The organism is Clostridium thermarum (assembly GCF_006351925.1).
GTDB lineage: Bacteria > Bacillota > Clostridia > Clostridiales > Clostridiaceae > Clostridium_AU > Clostridium_AU thermarum.
The window spans coordinates 2,274,596-2,298,457 of the sequence record NZ_CP040924.1; the positions used below are offsets into that span (position 1 = coordinate 2,274,596).

At 37.8% G+C, this 23,862-nt stretch carries 19 protein-coding genes and 1 riboswitch; of the genes, 6 read left to right on the forward strand and 13 right to left on the reverse strand.

Going from position 1 to position 23,862, the window contains the following annotated elements; genetic code table 11:
• Positions 1–242: 242 nt before the first annotated feature.
• From thrC to FHY60_RS10325, 3 genes are read right to left on the reverse strand one after another with little or no spacing between them, the layout of a single operon-like run.
• The gene (thrC, locus tag FHY60_RS10315; protein ID WP_139904884.1) at positions 243–1,739 is read right to left on the reverse strand and encodes a threonine synthase; all 1,497 of its coding nucleotides are present in this window, start codon (positions 1,737–1,739) and stop codon (positions 243–245) included.
• Between the two features lie 4 nt (positions 1,740–1,743).
• Positions 1,744–2,952: a cofactor-independent phosphoglycerate mutase gene (locus FHY60_RS10320; protein WP_139904885.1), complete on the reverse strand. Its 1,209-nt coding sequence runs from the start codon at positions 2,950–2,952 to the stop codon at positions 1,744–1,746.
• A 13-nt stretch (positions 2,953–2,965) separates the two neighbouring features.
• Complete coding sequence (locus FHY60_RS10325) at positions 2,966–4,252, reverse strand: homoserine dehydrogenase (RefSeq protein WP_139904886.1); 1,287 nt, start codon at positions 4,250–4,252, stop codon at positions 2,966–2,968.
• Between the two features lie 572 nt (positions 4,253–4,824).
• Between FHY60_RS10325 and asnB the strand changes: the two genes are divergently transcribed.
• The 3 genes from asnB to rocF all read left to right on the forward strand — a co-directional run bounded on the left by asnB (position 4,825) and on the right by rocF (position 9,781).
• On the forward strand, positions 4,825–6,666 hold the full coding sequence (asnB, locus tag FHY60_RS10330) for an asparagine synthase (glutamine-hydrolyzing) (protein ID WP_139904887.1): 1,842 nt from the start codon (positions 4,825–4,827) through the stop codon (positions 6,664–6,666).
• 196 nt (positions 6,667–6,862) lie between these two features.
• Complete coding sequence (locus FHY60_RS10335) at positions 6,863–8,791, forward strand: BMP family ABC transporter substrate-binding protein (RefSeq protein ID WP_139904888.1); 1,929 nt, start codon at positions 6,863–6,865, stop codon at positions 8,789–8,791.
• 90 nt (positions 8,792–8,881) lie between these two features.
• Positions 8,882–9,781 (forward strand): arginase, encoded by a 900-nt coding sequence (gene rocF / locus FHY60_RS10340; protein WP_139904889.1) that lies wholly within the window; start codon positions 8,882–8,884, stop codon positions 9,779–9,781.
• Positions 9,782–9,911: 130 nt separating this feature from the next.
• Here rocF and FHY60_RS10345 read toward each other — a convergent pair whose 3' ends face one another.
• The 7 genes from FHY60_RS10345 to FHY60_RS10375 form a co-directional block, all read right to left on the reverse strand.
• Positions 9,912–10,496 carry a metallophosphoesterase family protein gene (locus FHY60_RS10345; protein ID WP_423243589.1) on the reverse strand — a complete coding sequence of 195 codons (585 nt, stop codon included), beginning with the start codon at positions 10,494–10,496 and terminating at the stop codon, positions 9,912–9,914.
• Positions 10,497–10,647: 151 nt separating this feature from the next.
• Positions 10,648–11,196 carry a hypothetical protein gene (locus tag FHY60_RS17915; RefSeq protein WP_180375390.1) on the reverse strand — a complete coding sequence of 183 codons (549 nt, stop codon included), beginning with the start codon at positions 11,194–11,196 and terminating at the stop codon, positions 10,648–10,650.
• 28 nt (positions 11,197–11,224) lie between these two features.
• Positions 11,225–11,668, reverse strand: coding sequence for a cell wall hydrolase (locus FHY60_RS10355; protein ID WP_139904891.1), 444 nt, complete (start codon positions 11,666–11,668; stop codon positions 11,225–11,227).
• Positions 11,669–11,754: 86 nt separating this feature from the next.
• On the reverse strand, positions 11,755–13,110 hold the full coding sequence (locus FHY60_RS10360) for a TldD/PmbA family protein (RefSeq protein WP_139904892.1): 1,356 nt from the start codon (positions 13,108–13,110) through the stop codon (positions 11,755–11,757).
• Position 13,111: 1 nt separating this feature from the next.
• Entirely contained in the window at positions 13,112–14,491 is a 1,380-nt protein-coding gene (locus FHY60_RS10365; protein WP_139904893.1) for a TldD/PmbA family protein, read from the reverse strand.
• Between the two features lie 119 nt (positions 14,492–14,610).
• Positions 14,611–15,954, reverse strand: a complete 1,344-nt coding sequence (gdhA, locus tag FHY60_RS10370) for an NADP-specific glutamate dehydrogenase (protein ID WP_139904894.1) — start codon at positions 15,952–15,954, stop codon at positions 14,611–14,613.
• A gap of 488 nt (positions 15,955–16,442) precedes the next feature.
• Positions 16,443–17,738, reverse strand: a complete 1,296-nt coding sequence (locus FHY60_RS10375) for an IS30 family transposase (protein WP_139904066.1) — start codon at positions 17,736–17,738, stop codon at positions 16,443–16,445.
• Positions 17,739–18,009: 271 nt separating this feature from the next.
• A riboswitch (SAM riboswitch) is annotated at positions 18,010–18,107 on the forward strand.
• 74 nt (positions 18,108–18,181) lie between these two features.
• Between FHY60_RS10375 and FHY60_RS10380 the strand changes: the two genes are divergently transcribed.
• From FHY60_RS10380 to FHY60_RS10390, 3 genes are read left to right on the forward strand one after another with little or no spacing between them, the layout of a single operon-like run.
• Positions 18,182–19,138, forward strand: a complete 957-nt coding sequence (locus FHY60_RS10380; RefSeq protein ID WP_139904895.1) for a methionine ABC transporter ATP-binding protein — start codon at positions 18,182–18,184, stop codon at positions 19,136–19,138.
• Between the two features lie 35 nt (positions 19,139–19,173).
• Positions 19,174–19,836, forward strand: coding sequence for a methionine ABC transporter permease (locus FHY60_RS10385; protein WP_139906441.1), 663 nt, complete (start codon positions 19,174–19,176; stop codon positions 19,834–19,836).
• 29 nt (positions 19,837–19,865) lie between these two features.
• Positions 19,866–20,720, forward strand: coding sequence for a MetQ/NlpA family ABC transporter substrate-binding protein (locus tag FHY60_RS10390; RefSeq protein WP_139904896.1), 855 nt, complete (start codon positions 19,866–19,868; stop codon positions 20,718–20,720).
• A 79-nt stretch (positions 20,721–20,799) separates the two neighbouring features.
• On the opposite strand, the gene FHY60_RS10395 is transcribed toward FHY60_RS10390, so the two are convergent.
• The 3 genes from FHY60_RS10395 to FHY60_RS10405 all read right to left on the reverse strand — a co-directional run bounded on the left by FHY60_RS10395 (position 20,800) and on the right by FHY60_RS10405 (position 23,854).
• Positions 20,800–21,129, reverse strand: a complete 330-nt coding sequence (locus tag FHY60_RS10395; RefSeq protein ID WP_139904897.1) for a hypothetical protein — start codon at positions 21,127–21,129, stop codon at positions 20,800–20,802.
• A gap of 181 nt (positions 21,130–21,310) precedes the next feature.
• Positions 21,311–22,174, reverse strand: coding sequence for a 2-oxoacid:ferredoxin oxidoreductase subunit beta (locus FHY60_RS10400; RefSeq protein WP_139904898.1), 864 nt, complete (start codon positions 22,172–22,174; stop codon positions 21,311–21,313).
• Positions 22,175–23,854: a 2-oxoacid:acceptor oxidoreductase subunit alpha gene (locus tag FHY60_RS10405; RefSeq protein ID WP_139904899.1), complete on the reverse strand. Its 1,680-nt coding sequence runs from the start codon at positions 23,852–23,854 to the stop codon at positions 22,175–22,177.
• Between the last annotated feature and the right edge of the window lie 8 nt (positions 23,855–23,862).

Consider the following 23,862-nt stretch of genomic DNA (forward strand, 5'->3'; position numbering starts at 1 on the left):
GCCCCCCACACCAAAAAGTATTTATTTTCATTATACACTGAATTATCAATATTTCAATATATTTTTTGTATTTTTGTTAACTATTTGTCGTTTTATTTAATAAATATTATGTTTAAACCGCATTTTGTTACTACATTGTTACGCAGTATTCGTTTTCATTTCATGAAATAAAAAAAGAAGAATGCAAGAATGAAGGTGCAATTCTTTCATTCTTACATTCTTCTTTTTTATCCTGAGTATTTTTATTTATTTAATCCCAATATTTCTTCCACAACATCCTTCATATCTTCTTTCCTGCAAACCCTGTTATGAATCACAGGTCTTTTATTTATATCCTTCACAGCTGCCGGTACGGGGACCTTGCTGATCTGAGACATTATATCTATAAGACTAAACTCATCAACAGCCTTATATCTTTCATCTAAAGCCCCCATAACAGAGGTGTTAAATTTATATGGACTGGCTGTAGAAGCTATGACCACCTTAGTATCTATATCCTGTGTAAAGGACTGGTAGTCCTTATAGGCACTATAGCCCACTGCTGTATGGGTATCGATAAGATACCTATCCCCTTCAAATACCTCTCTTATTGCCTGGAAGGTTTCCTCTTCAGAGGCATAGGCAGCAAACAAGTCCTTTAAACCAGCCTTCATGCTGTCACCAATTTCATAATATCCTTCCACCTGTAATTTGTTCATAAAGTCCTTAACCACTTCTGAGTTTCCATCAGCAAGTATATAAAGAAGTCTTTCCAAGTTGCTGGAGATAAGAATGTCCATGGAAGGAGATGAAGTTAACACAAACTCCCTTCTCCTATCATATATGCCGGTTTTAATAAAATCATATAGAACCTTGTTCTCATTGGAAGCGCAAATTAATTTATTGATTGGAAGTCCCATGTTTTTAGCATAATATGCAGCTAAAATATTTCCAAAATTTCCCGTAGGCACAACTACATTGATAGGTTCTCCCAGCTTTATTTCTTCATTTCTCACCAGACTCATGTAGGCATAGAAGTAATAGGCTACCTGCGGCACAAGCCTACCGATATTAATTGAATTAGCAGAAGAGAACATGGAATTTTTGCTGAGCAGCTTCTTCTTAACCTCTTCATCATTAAAGATTGCCTTAACTCCGTTTTGTGCATCGTCAAAGTTGCCTTCAATTCCAACTACAAAAGTATTGCTTCCCCTGTGGGTTCTCATCTGCAGCTTTTGTATTTCACTTACGCCCTTCTCCGGAAAGAATACGATGATTTTAATTCCATCCACATCCGAAAAACCTTCCAGAGCAGCCTTGCCCGTATCTCCGGAAGTGGCAGTAAGAATAACAACCTCCCTATTCATATTCTGCTTTTTTAAAGAGGTGGTGAGTAAATAGGGAAGTATAGATAGTGCCATATCTTTAAAAGCAATCGTTGGCCCATGAAATAGTTCCAGAAAATAAACTCCTGCTGCTTTTTTCAGCGGGGCTATCTCCTCATGATCAAATTTTTTATCATAAGCGCTGTTTATACAATACCGCAATTCCTCTTCACTAAAGTCTGTAAAAAATTCCCTCATAACATTATAAGCAACTTCTTTATAATCCATTCCTACCATCAAATTCAAATTAATTCTGAGTTTTGGTATGGAATTTGGTACATACAGCCCTCCATCCGGTGCTATTCCGGATATTATGGCTTGACTGGCTGTTTTAAGTCCTTTGCTGCCCCTTGTACTCCTATATAACACTGACATATGATCACTCCCCAATAAAATAATCCATCAATTTATAGCCCTCTTCAAATTTCAAACCGGATAATATGGCCCCGTCTTCGTCAAAGGAAAAAATGTTATTCTTTTCTTTCCTGCTGTCGTATATTACAAATGGTACAGGGGCAGAAGTATGAGTTCTTAAAACTAATGGCGTCGGATGATCCGGAAGCACCATAATTTTATATTCTTCTCCCATCTTGTCCATTTCTGACCTTACATAGCCTGCTATCTTCTCATCAATTAATTCAATGGATTTGACCTTATTTTCCAGCTCATTTCTATGACCACATTCATCCGGTGCCTCTATATGAATATAAACAAAGTCATCACCGTTTTTTAATGCATCCACTGCCGCCCGAGCTTTTCCCTGATAGTTGGTATGCACGTTACCAGTAGCACCTTCTACCTCAACCACCTTTAGTCCTGCACATATACCTAAGCCCTTTATCAAATCTACCGCAGAAATTACCGTTCCCTCTAAACCGTACTTATCTTTAAATTTTGATAGCAGAGGCTTTTTCCCCTCTCCCCAAATCCAAATTGAGTTAGCAGGTTTTAGACCACGGCGCACTCTATCTAAATTAATAGGATGCTTTTCCAGAATGGAAACACTCTTTTCCATCATCTCAAGCAATACAGAACTATGTTTTCCTGCAGGCAGATATTGTTGGATTCTTCTTCCAATTATATCGTGAGGAGGAACAAGCTTGTAGCCCTGAGGTGCATTATGCCAAACCAGCAGATGTCTGTAGCTTATTCCGGCATGGAACTTCATATCCTGCAGCTCCAGCTCTGCTTTTAAGTCTTCAATAAGTACTGCAGCTTCAGCTGTTGTTATTTCATCCGAGCTGTGGTCTAACATTACCCTGTCTTTATAGCTTTCTCCTTCAGAAAGTGTAACTAGATTACATCTGAAGGTAATATCTGTGTCTTCCAGCTTTACCCCCATACTGGCTGCTTCAAAGGGTGACCTGCCGCTGTAATATACCTCCGGGTCATAGCCCATCACTGCAAGATTCGCAGTGTCACTTCCCGGAGGCATCCCCTTGGGTATAGTGCTAACCATACCAACTTCACCCTTTAGTGCAAAATAATCAAAATTATCTTTCTTAGCATACTGCATAGGTGTCTTGTTCCCTAACTCAGGCACCTTCAAGTCTGCCATGCCATCTGCAAGAATAACTATATACTTCACGTAAGGCCCTCCCTTATATCTTCTCAACTCTTATGATGTTTTCCACCTTAACCACAGTAGATAGTTTTTTAACTTCCTCTATGGCATCACTTATATTTTTTTCTGTAGTCTGATGAGTTATAAACACAAGAGGAACCTGCTCACCAGTCTTACCCTTTTGTATTACGCTGGCAAGACTCACATTATTCTTACCAAATATAGCTGCAATATCACCAAGGGTACCAGGAGTGTCTAAAACTGTACATCTTATATAATACTCACAGACTGTATAATCCATACTTTGTACTCTCAGATTGGATAACTTATCTTTCTGTTCGGCAGGCACAATGTCATCAATACCATTTCTTAATACTGAAATAATATCCCCTACTACCGCACTTCCTGTAGGTAAATCTCCTGCCCCCCTGCCGTAAAGCATTAGGTCTCCCACTGCATTTCCCTTAATAAATATTGCATTAAAGGAGTCATTGACATTGGCAAGAGGATGATTTGCAGGTATCATTGCAGGATGCACCCTAAGCTCAAGAACACCATTTCTTTCTTTTCCTATGGCCAAGAGCTTGATAACATAGCCGAACTCTCTGGCATATTGTATATCTACCGAGGAGATTGAGGTAATTCCTTCTCTGTAAATTGAATCCACATGAACTCTGCTCCCAAAGGATAAGGAGCCTAATATTGCTAACTTATACATTGCATCATAAGCCTCAATGTCAGCTGTTGGATCTGCCTCAGCATACCCCTTTTCCTGGGCTTCCTTCAGAGCCTCCTCAAATTCCATGCCCTCCTGGGACATTTTTGTCAATATATAATTGGTAGTTCCATTTATTATTCCTAATATTTCAACAATTTTATTTGCAGTTAAGCTCTCGCTGATACCATGAATTATGGGTATTCCACCGGCTACACTGGCCTCATAGTACAGCATTACCCCCTGAGCATAGGCTGCATCCAAAAGTTCGTTTCCATGGGTAGCAAGCACAAACTTGTTGGCAGTAACCACATGCTTATTGTGCCTTATGGCACTTAACATATATTCCTTTGCCGGTTCTACACCCCCCATAAGTTCCACGACGATCTTAATGCTGTCATCCATTAAAATCTCATTATAATCCGTGGTGAGTATGTCTTCAGGAACTTCAACACACCTGGGCTTTTTTTTATCTCTAACAAGGATCTTCGCTACTTCTATATGGTAGCCTGACCTCTTTTTTATCTCCTTCTTATTGGTATTGAGAATCTTCCAAACACCGGTGCCCACATTGCCAAGACCCAAAATCGCAATTCTTACTTTTTCCATTTTTATAGCCCCCTAATTTCTTTTATTATCCTTGGACCAATAATATGGTCTGTATGTAGTAAAAAGCCAAGCATAAACTTGACTTATTAATCCTATCTGACAAAATGTGCATATTTATTCAAAACAATAATAGATTAACCCTGCTACTCAGCCATATATACTGTGAATTTTATCACACTTCTTCAGTTATTTCAATGAATTTTGATAAAATTGCAATATTGTAAGCGTTTCCTTTCATTTTTGGCAACAAATCTTAGGGCTCTCATGATAAATCTGCAATTTAAAGATAGAATTTTTAATAAAAAAAGCACTAAGACCATAGCTTAGTGCAAAAGGGGAAAATATCTAAATCACCATAACAGAATTATTATAGTAAGTTAAATAGCAATTTTTACATTTTTCCTTATATTCGCCCCCTAACTATATTCTATTACAATTCTTATACTTATTCAATGATTTTTATAATAATTCAGAAAATTAATGTTAAATTTATGTTATTTTTTGTAATACATGTCTCAAATTTATGATTTGTTAATAAAATGGAAATATAAATTTTGAAACGGGTGATTTGTATGTGCGGAATAACAGGCTTTATCAACTTCAAAAAAGACATAAGCTCTTATAAGTCTGCTCTTAAAAAAATGACCTCTACCTTATCCCTAAGAGGGCCAAATCAAGAGGGCTACTATATCAGTCAAAAGGCAATGCTGGGGCACCGCCGACTAATAGTAGTGGACCCAGACGGTGGTACTCAGCCTATGATAAAAACCATAGAAAATAATAAGTTTGTCTTAGTTTATAATGGTGAGCTTTATAATACAGATGAACTGCGCCGCAGTTTAAAACAATTAGGCTTTCAATTTAACTCCTACTCAGATACAGAAGTCCTATTGACAGCCTATATGGCCTGGGGGCCGGATTGTGTCAACTATATCAACGGTATATTTGCCTTTGGTGTCTTGGACGAAAGGCAGCAAAGTTTTTTTATGGCCAGAGATCATCTTGGAGTTAAGCCTTTGTTTTATACAATTGTGGATGATAACTTCATCTTTGGATCAGAATTAAAGGCCTTACTTGCTAACCCCTTGGCAGAACCCATAATAGATGAAAAAGGCATCTGTGAAATAATGGGTCTTGGACCAGCTCATTCTCAAGACAGTGGTGTATTTAAAAATGTATATCAGCTGCCCCCCGCCCATTGTCTTCTGTACACCAGAGAAGGACCTAAGCTAAAGGAATACTGGAAACTCAAAAGCTCGGGCCATGTAGAATCCTTGGGGGAAACCGCAGAGCATGTCAGCAGTATCGTCTTGGACGCTATCCAAAGACAGCTGATATCTGATGTACCGGTATGCACCTTTCTGTCCGGGGGACTGGACTCTAGCATAATTTCTGCCGTTGCGGCATCAGAGTTTAGCAAGAGGGGTGAAACTCTTAAAACTTACTCCATCGATTACGAAGATAACAAAAAACATTTTAAGTCTACGGATTTCACTCCAACTACCGATGATGAATGGGTGGATATTATGTCTGCTTATATTGGCAGCAAGCATCATAGGGTAGTTCTTAACAACAAGATGCTGGTCCAAAGTCTTGAAGATGCAGTTGAAGCCAATGATATGCCCGGAATGGCTGACATTGACTCTTCATTACTCTTGTTCTGCCGAGAGGTAGCTAAGGATAATGTGGTGGCCTTATCAGGCGAATGTGCTGATGAGGTTTTTGGGGGCTATCCCTGGTATACGAGACCAGAGTTAAAAAGTTTAAACACTTTCCCTTGGTCAAATGCAGTTAAGGAAAGAAAAGCCCTCCTATCTCCTGAGCTAAGTCACATAGATTTGGAAGGTTACGTAAACCAGCAATATAGTGAGGCCTTAAAGCAGGTTCCCCTAAGCGGAAGGGAAACCCCAGGTCAAATAGCCTCAAAGAACATGTTTTATCTTAACATTAAGTGGTTTATGACTACCCTGCTTACAAGAAAAGATAGGATGAGCATGACCAATAGTCTTGAAGTGAGGGTACCCTTTGCAGATTATAGAATTGTGGAATATGCATACAATATTCCCGATGAATATAAACTCCTGAAAGGCCGTGAAAAAGGACTCCTTCGAGAGGCTCTCAAAGGTCTGTTGCCGGAAGAAATTCTTTGGAGGAAAAAAAGTCCATACCCTAAGACCTTTCATCCCGATTACACGGAAGGTGTTCAAAAATGGATGAGAGAAATTCTTCAGGATAGTACTTCACCAATGCTAAAAATTATAAACAAGACAAAGCTTGAGGACATTACGGAATCTGCCGGTCAATCCTTTGGTAAACCATGGTTTGGTCAGTTGATGAATGGACCTCAACTCATCGCTTATCTTATTCAACTAGATCTATGGCTGAGAAAATATAAAGTTAAAATAGAGATCTAAATTAAGCCCTTGTAGGCAGTATCATATTAAGAGCACCTTATCTTTATAAAGAGTTGAAGGCAAAACCGCCTATCAGCTCTTTATTGATGAAGAATTAAATTATTGTGCCAATTCATATTAAGTTCCTCTGCTATATGCTATAATATACCATAGAAATACTATAAAGATCACGCTATTACAACAAGGTGGTGAAAGCATGAAAGAAATGTCAGCAGATATGCATTATTCCAGCGCTAAAAAACTAGGTATAAGAGAATATAATAGAAGTGCCTCCAAGGGCCAAAGTGGCCACCTTCCATCTTTAGAGGGCATACTTAAAAATACTGAAATTGTTTCAGAAGTAGAACTTGGAATAGTAGAAATTCCATTAAAAAAAATTGTAGGAACATATACTATTCTAAGAAGCCGATCATTTGCAAAGAATTTTATGCCCCTTCTTCCGGAGGATACGGAATTTTATCAAAAGTGGAAATCACTATGTGAAGCCCATCTTAACGAAGGTATAAAACATTCTATCAAAGTATATGAATACCTTAATTGGTTTTATGTAGTTGAAGGAAATAAAAGAGTAAGCGTGCTGAAATATTTTGATGCCCATTCCATCTTTGGCAGCGTCACAAGGCTGATACCAAAGATGGACGAAAATGATCCTGACATATGTATTTATTATGAGTTTTTGAAATTCAATAAGATTACAAAAATCTTTTCCATATATTTCTCTAAACCAGAAAGCTTTGATAGACTTTTGAAGAAATTGGATAATTATAATCCTGCGCTGTCACCTGTAGAAAATAAGTATACACATTTTGAAATTTATGTATATAAACCCTTCAGAGAATTATATAAAGATCTAGGAGGAGATAAGCTGCCCTTAACCACAGGAGATGCCCTTTTAGAATTTATAAAAATTTATGGCATACCGGAAGAGATTGACGATAAAACTATTTTGTCTAAAATGAAGGCCTTAATGACTGAGCTTGAGTACAAAAACAAAAATCCAGAAATTGATATACAGACAGATCCAGTAAAAGTGTCTTCGCCTGGAGTTATCTCTACCCTGACTTCCTTAGTCCTACCAAGAAAGAAGACATTAAAAGCGGCCTTTGTATATTCAAGAACCATTGAAACTTCTGGCTGGTCCTATGCACATGATATAGGCCGAAAATATGTTGAGAAAGTTCTGGATGGTCAAGTAGAAACTTCTTTCGTGGAAAACGTACCTTCAGAAGGCGATAAAGCATATAATATTTTGCAGGGATTAGCTGATGCAGGTAATGACTTGATTTTTACAACAAGCCCTATCTTTAAGAAGGTAACACTTAAATGTGCTATGAATAATCCTCTTGTGAAATTTTTCAATTGTTCCGAATATCAGCCCTACCTTCATGTGGGAAATTATTTTGGAAGAACCTATGAACCAAGATTTTTGACAGGTATAATAGCAGGTGCAATGACAAAAAGTAATGTAATAGGTTATGTTGCTTCCAGTCCTGCCCATGAGGTAATAAGCTCCATTAATGCCTTTACAATAGGTGCAAGGTTAGTTAATCCCTATGCCAAGGTAAAGGTAAGCTGGACAAATGAGTGGAGTAATCCAAATAAATCTTTACAAGCTTGTGAAAGCTTGGTTAATAGCGGAGTAGATATGATTTCAAATCAAAATCTGTTGACTCCACACCCAATCACTAAGCAGTATGGTATTTACTCTATGCTGTCCAGTATTGACAGTAAAACCGGTTTGCCGGATAAGTATCTGGCAGCACCCATATGGAATTGGGGAATATTCTATGAAAAAATTATTAGAAGTGTTTTAAGTGATACCGCAGGCACCCTAAATGACATCTTCGGCAATGACTATAAGATGATCAATTTTTGGTGGGGCATAGCATCCGGTGTTCTTGATATTTACTATTCCCAGGATCTTGTACCGGATGAAACTCAAAAACTAGTTAATGTAATGAGAAAGATGATAGTCAGCGGTGTATTTCATCCCTTTACCGGGCCTATCTGTGATAATGAGGGAACCTTGATAATCGAAAAAGATGAGATACCTGCTCACCAGCAAATTTTGTCCATGAATTGGTTTGCAGAAGGTGTTGATGCTGTAACTGCCAGTAATAAATAAATTATTATAATAACCTCTTTCATATACGGGAATACTTAGTCTATAACAATATATTTGTTCATAGTTTTTAAGGTATATGGAGGCGATGTAATGGTTGTTAATATGATTGGAGTTCCTCTATTCTTAGGAAGTGACCGAAAGGGTGTCGAATTAGGGCCTAATGATTTGAGAGCTCATGATATAGAAAAGATTATTGAAAAATATAATCACACCGTCTATGACCTGGGAAATATTTATGTAAAAAATGTGAACGAGAGCCAGAAATTTGCTTTCCACAAGAAGATGAAATATGTAAATGAAATTGTTGATGTGGCTAACAATCTTGCACAAGCTGTATATTGTTCACTTAAAGGCGGAGCCTTTCCTTTTGTGGTTGGCGGAGACCATTCCTTGGGACTAGGCAGCGTGGCAGGAGCAGGCAAGTACTTTCATGAACTTGGAGTGGTCTGGGTCGATGCACATGGTGATATTAACACCCATGAAACTACTTTAACGGGTAATGTTCACGGTATGCCTCTTTCTGCCGCCATGGGCTTTGGCTTTGACAAGCTTGTTGATCTCTATTACGAAGGCCCAAAGGTCAAAATGGAGAATGTTTTTATCATCGGAGCCAGAGATTTAGATGTGGATGAGCTGAAGTTCATAGAAAAGACCAACCTAAATGTATGGACTACAGATTATATTAAGAAAAATGGCGTGGAGAATACTTTACTGGAGGTTATACAAAAGCTCAAAGAAAGAAACCTGAGAAGTCTCCACTTGAGCTTTGATATAGATGTACTGGATAAAGCCCTGGTACCGGGTACCGGAACCCCCGTTGATAAGGGCCTAACAGTTGAAGAGTCCAAAGCCATATTAAAATGCATCATTGGCACAAATCTTGTTAAATCAATGGATATAGTAGAACTCAACTCCACTCTTGATGTAGACGGCCTAACCTTGAAAACAACCTTAGATCTTATTGACTACTGTTTTTCAATATTGAAATGACACCTAATAGATGTACAATTAACATTTTGCAATATATATAGGTGCTGTTGCTAATTTAAAACAAAGTGCAAAGTAACTTATTTGTGACAAGTTAAGAGTGACAAGTGACTAACTTGTCTCTTGTCACTCATCATTTATACTCCAATATATAATGATCATAAGCATTAATCACCGTGGTCCCTTCGTACTTCTTTATTCTCTCAGGTTGATAGCCATAGCTTAAGTGCTGGTGTCCATGAATGAAATATTGAGGTTTATACTTTTTAATCAACTCATTAAAGCATGCAAATCCCCGGTGGCATAAGTCTTCACCATCTCCTACCCCTAGCAGAGGAGCATGGGTGACTACAATATCAACACCTTTGTTCAACCAAAGCTTAAATTTTAACTTTTTAACTCTTCTTTTCATCTGCTTCTCAGTATATTGAAAGTGTCCCAGATTATAGCGCTGGCTGCCACCAAGTCCTAAAATTCGTATTCCCTTAAAAACAACCATGCGGCCATCTATACATTCACAGCCTTCCGGAGGATTCTTAAGGTACTTGTCGTCATGATTTCCCGGTATGTAAAACAAGGGGGCTTTTATCATGGTAACTAGAAAAGATAGGTACTCAGCTTTTACATCTCCGCAAGATATTATCAGGTCCACATCTTTAAACTTTTCAGGCTGAAAATAATCCCATATATAAGTTGATTCCGTATCTGCCACAAACATTATTTTCAAACCTCATCCCACCTTTTCTATCTAGCTTTGTTTATAAAAATCTAATCCTCGGTATATAAGACAATTATATCACAAAAAAAATAAGACACAAAGAATCTAATCTTTGTATCTTATTACTGATAAAAAATCTATTTTTAGTCTTTTAGTAGTAAACTCTAACAAACTTTATTGAATAAATATCGCACATCAAATTGTCATCAGTTTGAGCCTCTCTCAGAACTATATAGCTTATACCTACGTCTAGCAATACACCCTCTCTATCAATAAAAGAGTTAACACCTATCAGAAATTCCACTTTTACATATCTTCCTATCAAAGTTCTTAAGTGCCCTTGCATGTAATTAGTATCTAGATACACCGGTGCCCCGGGAGCTTCCGGAAAAGTTGCTCCAGGAACTATGGATGGCCCTTGGAACTGTTGTTGCATTTGTGTCTGCGCAGGCATTTCTACTGCCAATCCTTGAGGTGTCATCATAGTTCCTTGACCAGGTGCTTGCATCATTGGTATGTTCTGTTGGTTTATGTTGGCTTGTGTCTGCATCATAGGGTTTTGCATGGGTGTCATACCCATAGTACCCTGCATAGGCATAACCCCTTGCATCGGCATATATCCACCGCAAGCCCTAAAATCTGCAGGTTCCATTACTGGGCCTTGCCTATACTGACATTCTTCACAAAAGTCTTCGTACATGAATATCCTCCTAAAAATTGATTAAATACTAAGTTTGTGCATATAGTTCTGTTGGGTTGTAGAAGCAGTGCTGAACTACCCTTACTTGGAATCTTCCTGATCCATTATAGGGAAAAGTGTATGGACAATTAGGCCTAAAGGGATTAAAATACCAAAGGGATGCACCAACATTAAATAGTCGATTTCCGGCCAAAGCCCAGTCGGCAATATTATAATGAATCTGTTCCGGAGGATTGGCCCATATGGTCTGTGGATTAGGTACTCCTCCCAGAACTGACCTCATGCAGTCAAATTGACCCTTTTGATAGATTATCTTTCTAATATCCCCTTGCCCAATTCTATGGTATTCACCATAGGATACACGAACTCTATTCATAATGCACGTAGCTACGGCCTTCATACCATTTTCACCTTCGCCACCTGCTTCACACCTGATAATTCTGGCGAACAACTCTCTATTTGAATAAGCCACTCATTTCACTCCTTATTCAGTGTACATTAATAGGATATTCACTTTCAGGAAAAATGTTACAGTTTTGTAGAACTAACCTCAAAATCTTACTTACCAGCAACGGAAAGCTTACTTATTAAAATGGATGCACTTCCATAGTAGCTTGAACCGGAAGGCAATATGAACTTAAGATCCTTACCCACTTCTTCTACGTCTTTTAATAGCTGATAAAAGTTTCCTGCCACAGTAATCTGCTCCACAGGCTTCACTATTTTCCCCCCTGAAACGCTGAATCCTTTCGCTGCGAGGGAAAAATCTCCAGTGATTGGGTTTGCCCCTGCATGGGTTCCTGCCAAGTCTGTTATAAGAAGCCCCTCTCCTAACTTATCTAAAAGTTCCTCAAAGCTATAGTCACCGGGTTTAAAGTAAAAATTAGTTGGTGCCACAGATATGGCTGAAGCATATGAGGGTCTTGATGCATTACCTGTAGTTTTTACTTTAGCAACCTCTGCAGTTTTCAAATTATGAAGTAAAGTTACTAAACTTCCCTTGTCTATCACAGCCTTTTCACTGGTAGCTACACCTTCACCATCAAAAGGTGTTGATGCCAAGCCATACTCCATTAGTGGATTATCTATTAATGTTACTTTTTCTGATGCTACAATTGTACCTTCTTTATCCTTGAAGAGTGACAAGCCTTTTTGAGCATTATCTGCACAGAATGCACCGGCAAATGTGTTTAAAAGTTCTGCAGCCACATCATTTCTAAGCACTACCTTATACTTACCGGAAGTTACAGAAGTTCCGCCAATACGTTTTTCAGCTTCTTTCACTGCTTCTGTAGCTAGAACCTCTGGGTTAATATCCTTGATGTCATATCCTATTACATAAGCCATTTCATTGTAAACTTTTTGTCCATAACTAACCACCGGATTAATGCCTGCATAAATGAAATTACTTTTATGGGTGGCATTTACCCCGTAGGAATTGTATATGCCCCTTTCCTCTGTATAGCAGCCAAGACCGCAGTAACCTATATTGGTCACTTTTTCACTGGCAGCCTTGGCAGCCTCTTCAAGCTTCAAGGCAAGGTCTATTTTCTCTAAAGAAGTACTTCTCATTAGGCCTTCACTAAAGCTTTTAACTTCTTTGTAATTATCTACTTTGTTATATATGAACTCTTTTTCTTCATTTTCTATATTGGCAGCATTATAAAGCACGCTTTTAATTAGAAAATCAATACTCTCTTCATCTAACTTTGTAGTGTAGGCATAGCCCATCTTATCGGCTACAGAAGCTCGGAAACCAACCCCCATGATTTCACTTACACTGTACTTATCCAATTCGTTATTGTATACATTAATGTTAAAGTTTTCGTTTTTACTGTAGAATATTTCATATTCCTTAAGACCGCTTTCTTCTGCCTTTGCAAATAACTTTTCCTTAAATTCTCTAATGTCCATCTTACCTTCCCCCTACAGTAATTTCTGAAACTCTTATTAACGGCTGTCCAACGTTTGCCGGAATGCTGCCACTGGAGGATCCACACATTCCTTGGCCCTGAGCAAGCTTTTTACCTACCATATCGATCTTCATCAATATGTCAGCTCCCATACCAATAAGGCTTGCCCCTCTAACCGGCTCTTGGATTTTTCCATTCTTCACAAGATAGCCTTCAGCCACGGCAAAATTGAATTCACCGGTAACAGTATTAACGGAACCGCCACCCATTTTTTTCGCATATAAGCCTTCACTTATTGAAGCTATGATGTCTTCGTCATTGTCTTGTCCAGGTGCTATATAAGTATTGGTCATTCTTGAGGTGGGTGCATATCTATAGGACTCTCTTCTGCTGCTGCCCGTTGGTTGCATACCCATTCTTCTTCCATTTAACTTATCAATCATATAGCCTTTTAAAATTCCGTTTTCAATGAGCACATTTCTCCTTGTAAAGCTGCCCTCATCGTCAATATTAGCAGAACCCCATTGTCCTGGAAGTGTGCCGTCATCTATGGCTGTAACCTTATCTGAAGCTATCTTCTGGCCTAACTTTCCTGCAAATACTGAGTTCCCCTTAGCTACTGAAGTGGCTTCAAGTGCATGTCCACAAGCTTCATGGAATATTACTCCTCCAAAGCCATTTTCGATAGCTACTGTCATTCTTCCTGCAGGACAGTTTCTTGCATGGAGCATGGTAACAGCTGATTTGCTAGCTTCCCTACCAAAGTATTCCGGATCTATACTTTGGAATATTTCGAAGCCCTGTGCTCTTCCGGGTGCCTCAGAACCGGTTTGGTTTTCAATTCCGTTTGAAGCTATAGATCTTATGCTGAGTCTGGTTCTGACCCTTCTGTCTTCTGTGTATAACCCTTCTGAATTAGCTATGAGTATCTTTTGATCGGAATCAATGTAGGTTACTATAACCTGGGAAATTTCGCTGCTGTAGTCCTTAGCTGATAGATAAGCCCTCTTCATAACCTCTATCTTTCTATTATTTGCAACGCTGGAAGGTACAAATAGTATTGGATGGATATTAGTATTTATTCTCTCAGTGAGATTAACATCCATGCCCTCTTTCAAGTCTCCTAGGGCCTGGGCCGCCTTAGCAGCATTTTCTAACAGAGCCGCTCTGGAGCTGTCATTACAATACACATAAATACTTCTAAGTCCTTTGAATATTCTTATGCCTACTCCAAAATCTCTTCCGGAAACAATTTTCTCCATTTTTCCATCCATTAAATTTAAATTATTGGATATCTTATCTTCAGCAAAAACTTCAGCAAAGTCACCACCACTGCTTAGAGCCCTGCCTAATACCTCTTTTACTATATCTTTTGATAACATATATTTCCCCCTTATTCAAATAATAATTACTATTATATAATAGTTTGCACAATTTTATTATATCAATAACTTCCACAAAACACAAAAAGGCGAGATAATCCCGCCTTTTAAAACTTTGGTTAAACTATACCTTGAGCCATCATTGCTTCTGCAACCTTTAAGAAACCAGCAATATTTGCACCTGCTACAAGGTTTCCTTCAAAGCCATATTCTTCAGCAGCCTTTACACTTGTTGCATAGATATTTTTCATTATGGTCTTTAACTTGCTGTCAACCTCTTCGAATGTCCATGACATTCTCAAGCTGTTTTGTGACATCTCAAGAGCTGAGCATGCAACCCCGCCTGCGTTACTAGCTTTAGCTGGTCCAAAGAGAACTCCATTTTCTTGGAATAACTTTGTGCCTTCCAGAGTTGTGGGCATGTTAGCACCTTCCGCAACTGCCTTAACGCCATTTCTAATCAATATCTGTGCACTCTTTTCATCTAATTCATTTTGAGTTGCACAAGGAAGAGCAATATCGCAGGGAATAGTCCAGATTCCGCTGCAGCCTTCATGGTATTCAGTACCTGGATGTTCCACTACATACTCCTTTATTCTCTTTCTCTCAACCTCTTTAAGTCTTTTTACTGTTTCAAGGTTAATTCCATTTTTATCATATACATAGCCATTAGAGTCACTGCAAGCTACAACCTTCGCACCAAGTTCAGTTGCCTTTTGGATAGCGTATATAGCAACATTACCTGAACCGGATACTACCACTGTCTGCCCTTCAAAGCTTAAGCCCTTGCTCTTTAGCATTTCTTCTGTATAATATACTAAACCATAACCGGTTGCTTCTGTTCTTACTAGGCTACCACCATAAGTTAAGCCTTTACCAGTCAGCACTCCTTCATATTGATTTCTGATTCTCTTATATTGTCCATACATATAGCCTATTTCTCTTGCACCTACACCGATATCTCCGGCAGGAACATCGGTATCTTGACCTATATGCCTATAAAGTTCTGTCATAAAACTTTGACAGAAACGCATAATTTCCCCATCAGATTTTCCCTTTGGATCGAAGTTGGAACCGCCCTTTCCCCCTCCGATAGGAAGTCCAGTTAAGGAATTCTTAAATATTTGCTCAAAGCCCAAAAATTTAATAATACTTAAATTTACTGAAGGATGAAATCTTAATCCTCCCTTATAAGGTCCAATTGCACTGTTAAACTGAACCCTGTAGCCTTTGTTAACCTGAACCTTACCATTGTCATCTACCCATGGAACCCTAAACATGATAATTCTTTCCGGTTCAGTAATTCTTTCTAACAATCCGGCTTCCATGTATTCCGGGTGCCTTTCAAATACAGGTACCAAAGACTCTAAAATCTCTGTAGCTGCTTGGTGAAATTCACTTTCACCGGGATTGTTTTTCTTTAGGTCAGCTAATACTTGTTCTACATAGCCCCTTGCGCTCATTTTAATTCCCCCAAATACTAGTTATTTTCACAATTTATCATGTGAATTATATTATCATATTTACAATTATATACCTAAGATATTTATAGTTACAATGTTTTTTTGAAAATTTGTTGAAAAATTCACATAAAAATCAAATCATTATTAAATATTTATCATTAATGTAATTTTTAACCATGAAACTCATATATTATTATCAATACTTAAATTTCTATATTATATTTTGGTGAATTGAAAAGTTAACTTCCACTTTGTAGAATTAACTTCCACCGTAAAATCGATACTAGATAAGATTTTTGGTTATAAGAGTAATTTTTTGCTTATTTTAGACAAAAATGAGGTATAATTTAAGTAGCTCAAGCAGATTTCAGCTGATTTTGGGTATAGCAAACAAAGGGTGAATATTTTCCGTTTTTTTTGCAAAGGTAAATTCCACCCATTGAAAAAGTTTTAACTTAAGCGCCAGCGGTAATCCCTGCTTGAGTAGGTTAATATTTTAATAAACTCGGATTCATGATAATCTCATTTGGTTTGATGAGTTCTGAATCCAACTTTGCGAGCGTTTTAGCGCCGTAAAGGAAGCTGAATACCGAGTATGGAGACTGGTCATTCAGCTTTTTTCTTGAATAAGAATTAATGTGACTCATCATCAATGAGATATCCTTCTGTTGAAATGAGTTGAAGCTCTGGCCTTTAGGAACAATTCTCCGGATCAATTCATGGTTGTTTTCTGCAGCACCTTTCTGATATGGCGCTGAAGGGTCGCAGTAGAAGATGCGTGTTATGCGGTTTCCCTGCCTATCAAACTCGATAGCCTTTGGATTTGTAAACTCACTGCCGTTGTCAGTTAGAATGACAGGAAATAGTTTTAGAAAAGTGTCAGGCCCCAGTTCCAAATAAAGATTTTCGAAAATATCTATGACGGAACGTGAAGTGTTTGCATCCCTAATAAAAGCAAGCATAAACTGAGAATCAACGAAATGGATAGTGAGCAACACCTTACCACCTTTAGTACCTTCAACAGAATCCATTTCAACTACTGGAGTATCAGGATTTTCCTTCATGAATTCAAGAAAATCCTGATATGTGCGTCCAATTCTGTAGGACTTATCCACTTTAAAATGATTTTTAAGCTTTTTTCTTGGACGATAAACAACTTTTCTTGGAAGGTCAATATTTTTTGTGGAGAAAAGATTGTAATCAATATAGTTGTAGATTGATTTTTCACTATGCATGATAAGGTCTCTGTTATTAACGCAGATATGGTGTATAGATTGACCTCTTTGAATGAGTGGGGTTATGATTTTATCAAGACGTTTAATCTCGTCCTCAGAAATAGTTATGCCGCTTCGTGACTCAGAACGACGAAGTACATATTCATCATGGGCATAGGAAGCATTATAGATTGCTTTCTCCAGAGTACATTTTGTAAGGCTAGCACATCCATTGCACACATAAGGTGGCTTAGAGAGTAAGTGACAAGTATATGCTTTGTAATCAGAACAGAATTTTGAACAATCTGAACAAAAGCGACAGCGTCGAATTCTACAATGTGATTTCTCACATAGATATGTATGGTTGCAAGTTAAACGATGAATACAGTTGTTAAAAGGTCTACCGTAAGAACCTGTTCGCTTGTACATGATATGATTTTTAACCTCTTTGGAAATGGTTGTACAATCTCGATCAAGCTCTCGGGCTATTGCTTTGAAAGAAAGGGAGGCTTTAAGCATTATTTCAATAGAGACTCTTTCCTCTAACGTAAAGTGTTTGAATTTAGCCATAATGAAAAACTCCTTCCTTACCAAGCAAGGATTACTGTAATGACGCATATATCAATATAATAATATTTTGTATTACTAAATTCCACTCTCTATACTCTTTCATATTTGTAGAATTAAAATCCACTCTTACCACCTAGAGAGGTGGAATTTACTTTTGCAATTAAAGTATATTATATTTTTCACCAAAAAAATAAAAAATATTTTAAAAACATATTGACTATAAAACATATAGGATATATAATCAATATCATTAAAACTGAAAACTCAATAACTCTTATCAAGAGAGGCAGAGGGACAGGCCCTATGAAGCCCGGCAACCGGTAGATTTACACGGTGCCAATTCCTGCAGCGAAAGCTGACAGATAAGGATAGTTCGGTATCTAACCCGGGGTTATCCTCGGGTTATTAATTTATATAGTTGAATACTATCTAGGAGGATCACCATGATTGAAATAAAGAATCTCTATAAGCGTTTTTCAAATAAAGAAGTTTTGAAGGATGTCAGCTTTTCAATAGAAAAAGGAGATATCTTTGGTATAGTTGGACACAGCGGTGCCGGAAAATCTACTCTGCTAAGATGTCTTAATGGTCTTGAAAGTTACACAGAGGGAAGTATAGCTATTGATGGTAAAGAGGTGAAAAATCTGACAAGCAATGAACTGAGAAACCTAAGAAAAGACCTGGGCATGATATTTCAGAATTTTAACCTTATGACCAGCAAAAATGTTTTCCAGAACATAGCCTTACCCATGGAGCTTTGGGGCTACAACAAAAATACTATCCAGCAGAAAGTAGATGAATTATTGACTCTGGTTGGTCTGGAAGATAAAAAAACTTGGAGCATAACAAAACTCAGTGGTGGACAGAAGCAAAGAGTTGGAATTGCAAGAGCCTTGGCTCTTAACCCCAAAATTCTGCTTTGTGATGAAGCTACTTCTGCTCTGGATCCAAAGACAACTAAATCTATATTACAGCTGCTTAGAGAGATAAATAATAAGTTAAACATAACAATAGTAATTGTCACTCACCAAATGGAAGTAATTAAAGAAATCTGTAACAAGGTTGTTCTGATGGAGGATGGTGAAATCAAAGGCTATGGTGATGTAGAAGAACTGTTCCTCAAACCAACGGAAGAACTGGAGAGACTCCTGGGTGAAGAAGAGCTGCTTCCAAGCAAGGGTATCAACATAAAGCTGTTCTTCTCTAAGGAGTCAAGCGAAAACAGTATTATAACTTCTATGGCCAGAGAACTTGATATTGACTTTTCAATAGTATGGGGCAAGCTAGAAAAATTCAGAGATGATGTCTTAGGCAGCCTTGTAATAAATGTGGAAGAGGCTCACAAGGACAAGATAGTGCAATATCTGAAAGATAAAGGCATAGGAATGGAGGTTCTGTAATGCATCTGAATAGTTTACTTTTAAAATTAGAAAATATGCTAAGTGCTTTTTTAGATACTTTTGTTCAAATTTTGTATCCTGCCCTTATTGAAACCTTAAAAATGGTGTTGCTCTCAACGCTTTTTGCAGTAATTCTCGGAGCTATACCTGCTATTATTTTAGTATTAACCGATGAGAAAGGTTTAAAACCTAATAAATTTATATTCAAAACCTTAGATGTTATTATTAACACCCTAAGATCCTTTCCCTTCATTATACTAATGGTTTTTATGGTGCCTTTAACCAGACTCATAGTTGGAACTGCTATAGGTACTGATGCAGCTATTGTTCCCCTTACCATAGGTGCTGCTCCTTTTGCTGCAAGAGTCATGGAATCTGCTTTGAAAGAAGTGGATTATGGAATAATTGAAGCAGCCAAATCATTTGGAGCGACTACTTCACAAATAATTTTTAAAGTTATGTTGAAGGAAGCTATTCCATCATTAGTGCTGGGTATAACCCTGACAGTTATAAGTGTTATAGGTTATTCCGCCATGGCCGGTGCTGTTGGAGGCGGCGGACTTGGTAATGTTGCCATAACATATGGTTATTACCGTTTTAAATATGACCTGACAATATATACGGTAATAATACTGATAATAATTGTTCAAGTTTTCCAGACTTTGGGCAACTTTTTATATAAAATATTAAAAAAATAAAGTTCATTAATTTAAAGGAGGCTATTTTTATGAAAAAGATTTTATCACTTGTAACAGCAGCAGTTCTTTTGCTTTCATTTGGGGGATGCACAAAGAAAAATACAACCGCAGGAGATACTACAAATAAGAATGAAGTAACTTCTGGCACAGAAACCGGTAAATCTGATGATAAAAAGGAAATAATCGTAGGAGCCACACCGGTACCTCATAAGGAAATTCTTGAAATTGTAAAGCCTATTCTTGAAAAAGAAGGTTATACACTTACAATAAAAGAATTTACTGACTATGTACTGCCTAATACAGAATTAAATGAAGGCAGCCTTGACGCCAACTTCTTCCAGCATGTACCTTATCTTGAAGCAACAAATGCAGAGAAAGGAACAGACTTGACCTATACTGTTAAAGTTCACCTGGAACCTATGGGACTTTATTCAAAGAAGATTAAGAGCCTTGATGAGCTTAAGGATGGTGCTACAATATCCATACCAAACGACAGTACAAACGGAGCAAGAGCATTAAGGCTCTTAGAGAAGAATGGCATAATAAAGCTTAAGGATGGCGAGCTGGTTACAAAGCTTGATATAATTGAAAACCCAAAGAACATAAAGATAGAAGAATTAGAGGCTCCAATGCTTCCAACAACCCTAGCAGATGTAGACGCTTCTATAATTAACTCAAACTTCGCTATGGAAAACGGCTTAAATCCAACAACAGATTCTATAGTTATCGAAGATAAGGAATCACCTTATGCTAACGTACTTGCTGTAAAGAAAGGTAATGAAGATAAACCTTATATACAGGCTCTTTCAAAGGCACTAACTTCAGAAGAAGTTAAGAAGTTTATTGAAGAAAAGTATGAAGGAGCAATTGTTCCCTCCTTCTAATAATTAATAATGGATAATTAACAATTAAGGAAGAGATCCTGTGTTGGGTATTTTTTTCAACACAGGATCTTAAGGCATGCTAATTTTTATCAGATTCATCAGTGGTGGTGTTATTCTTTATAAACTTTGTGTTTTTGCTCATATTGCCTGCACTGGACAGGAGGTCGTGTATGAAGTTTGCTCCTCTGCTGATTAATAGGCCGGTTAAAATTGTACCTAAATAGGGTATAAATATCGGTATTTCTACAAGCTCCATAATATCTATTCCCGTAGATATGGCTATTAGAATCCCAATAACCATTGCACCAATTCTGTCAGCAGATAACTTACCATTCTGCCAGGTCATCTTAAAGGTTTCCCAAACTGCCTCACTGATCATCGCAAGTATCAGAATTTTGGTAATGTTCATAGACTTCTCTCCCCAAATTAATTATTGCAGCAGACTCTTATGTTAAAATATATGCTGAAAAAAACATAATTAAATCAACAATATGAAATTTTCTAAGCTTTTTCCTTCATTTTAATAAAAAAGACCCGAAAGTAATTTCGGATCTTTTTTATAATTGCTTTTATATTTTACTTTTTAATTATTATACAAACTCATTAAGGAACATATCTACGTTTTTAACTTCCCATTTTCTATCTGCAAGAAGTTGCCCCTTTGCTAATACTGGATGCAGATCTTCAAATACCGGCTTTCCTAGTTCTCTATACAATACCCCTGTAGGTATTCCGTCATCACCGAACTGAAGTGCTTTTTCAAAAGCCCTTGCCTTATCTGATGCATCATAGCTTTCATCCAGCTTATAAATTCTCTCCTTATACCACTTGAAAGTGTTTACCTTATTAAAAGTTACACAGGGCTGAAGTATATCAATTATAGCATAGCCTCTGTGATTTATTGCCTCTTTTAACAGTTCTACAAGCTGTTCTCTGTCTCCTGTAAAGGTTCTGGCTACAAAGGTTGCTCCTGCAGCTATAGCTAAAGCAAGAGGGTTTAGCGGCTGCTGCATAACTCCTTCAAACTGCATAGAGGTCTTTTGTCCAAAAGCAGTTGTAGGTGAACCTTGACCTTTTGTTAAACCGTAAATTTGATTGTCATGAACTATCTGTGTAATATCCATATTTCTTCTTATTGTATGGATAAAGTGATTTCCACCTTCACCATAGGCATCTCCATCACCGCTGGTTACTATAACTTTAAGATTTTTATTAACCATCTTTATACCTTGAGCCGGTGGCAGTGCTCTTCCATGAAGGCCATTAAAGCCGTTAGCCCGAATATAATGAGGTGTTTTAGCGGCCTGGCCTATACCGGATACTATCATTAAATCCTCCGGTCTTATCTCCAGTTCAGCTGCCGCTCTTTTTATGGCATCCAATATAGCAAAATTACCACAACCAGGGCACCATGCAATTTCATCCTTGCTATTATATAATTTCAAATCCAACATCTACATCACCTCACTCTTTACTCTTGCTACAATATCCTCAGCATTTATCTGTCTGCCGTCATACTTCAATATGCTCTTACTCATCAAAATTCCGGTTTCCTGAGTAATTAGCTTGCCTAATTGACCTGTATAGTTCTGTTCAACATTCACTATTACCTTTGCTGAAGCAGCATACTTACTTAATAGCTTTGTTGGCAGCGGATATATATCTCCAAAGGAAAGGGCTCCAATCTTTATGCCTTCCTTATTCAGCAATGCTATTGCTTCCCTAAGAGCTCCATAGGTCGATCCCCAGCCTACCAAAAGCACTTCCGGAGCTTCTACACCAAAGTATTCTGGCTCTTGTACATCTTCTTTCATCAATTCTAACTTTTTCATTCTCTTTTCCATTTGAGCAATTCTTACGTGTGCTGACTCAGTGATATGAGACTCTTCTGTATGCTCATCACTATCAACCAAGACTACCTGACCCTCTGCCTTACCAGGTATTAATCTTGGAGATATACCGTTCTCGGTCAATTTATATCTTCTATATTCTTCTCCCTCTGACAACACTTCTTTTCCGGAGATATATTCTTCTATCTTTAAGCCATCTAAGTTAAACCTTGGCACTGTAACCTTAGAATCTGCCAAGTATTGGTCTGTCAAAATCAATACTAATGTCTGATATTTGTCTGCAATATTTAGAGCTCTAAAGGTCTGATAGAAGGCGTCTTCAGCATTTCTAACAGACATTACCATTCTTGGGAATTCACCGTGGGAAGCAGTCAGTAAGAAACTCAGATCGCTCTGTTCTGTTCTTGTTGGAAGCCCTGTAGCGGGACCTGGTCTTTGGGAATCCACGATTACCAGGGGTGTTTCTGTGATACCTGCTAAACCAAAGGTTTCAACCATCAGAGAGACACCTCCGCCAGAGGATCCGGTCATGGCTCTGGCTCCTGCATAGGAAGCGCCGATTGCCATATTGATTGCAGCAATTTCATCCTCAACCTGTTCAACTACAATGCCTGCTTCTACTTGCTTTTTAGCGAGGTAGGTCATAACACTGGTAGCTGGAGTCATAGGATAAGCAGAATAGAAATCCAAGCCAGCAGCTAAAGCTCCTAAAGCTATTGAAGTATTTCCGTTCAGCAAAAGTGTATTTCCTGCTTCAACCTTTGGTGCCTGCTTTTTAGCTTCCACTAAACCATAGCCCTTCCAAACTGCCTCAATGTTTATTCTTCTTACGTCTTCATTGAATTTTTTGGAAATAAAACCATCAAAGCCTTCGATATTAATACCAAAATATTTTAAAGTAACACCGGCCGCCATCATTCCAAAGGCTCTGTTTAGTCCAAGATCTTTACATAAGTTAATCAGCGGTAAACTTATAACCCTATCTTCTTGGAAATTTATGCTTTCGTCTATAAGAATGTTTCCATTCTGCTTCAATCTCTCTACATGATATTCAGCAGTGTTCTTATCCAAAGCTACAATAAAGTCTAGCTCTTCCTTGTGAGAAAAGATAGGTTCATCACCAAATCTCACCTGTGTAAAATTGTTTCCTCCTCTTACTCTTGACATATAGTCCTTGTTTGAGAATACGTAGTAACCATTCATCTTTAATACTTTTTCTACGAAGTCACTTATAGTGTCCATTCCCTGACCTGCCTGGCCACCTATTAGTATATTAAAATCCACCTGTTACA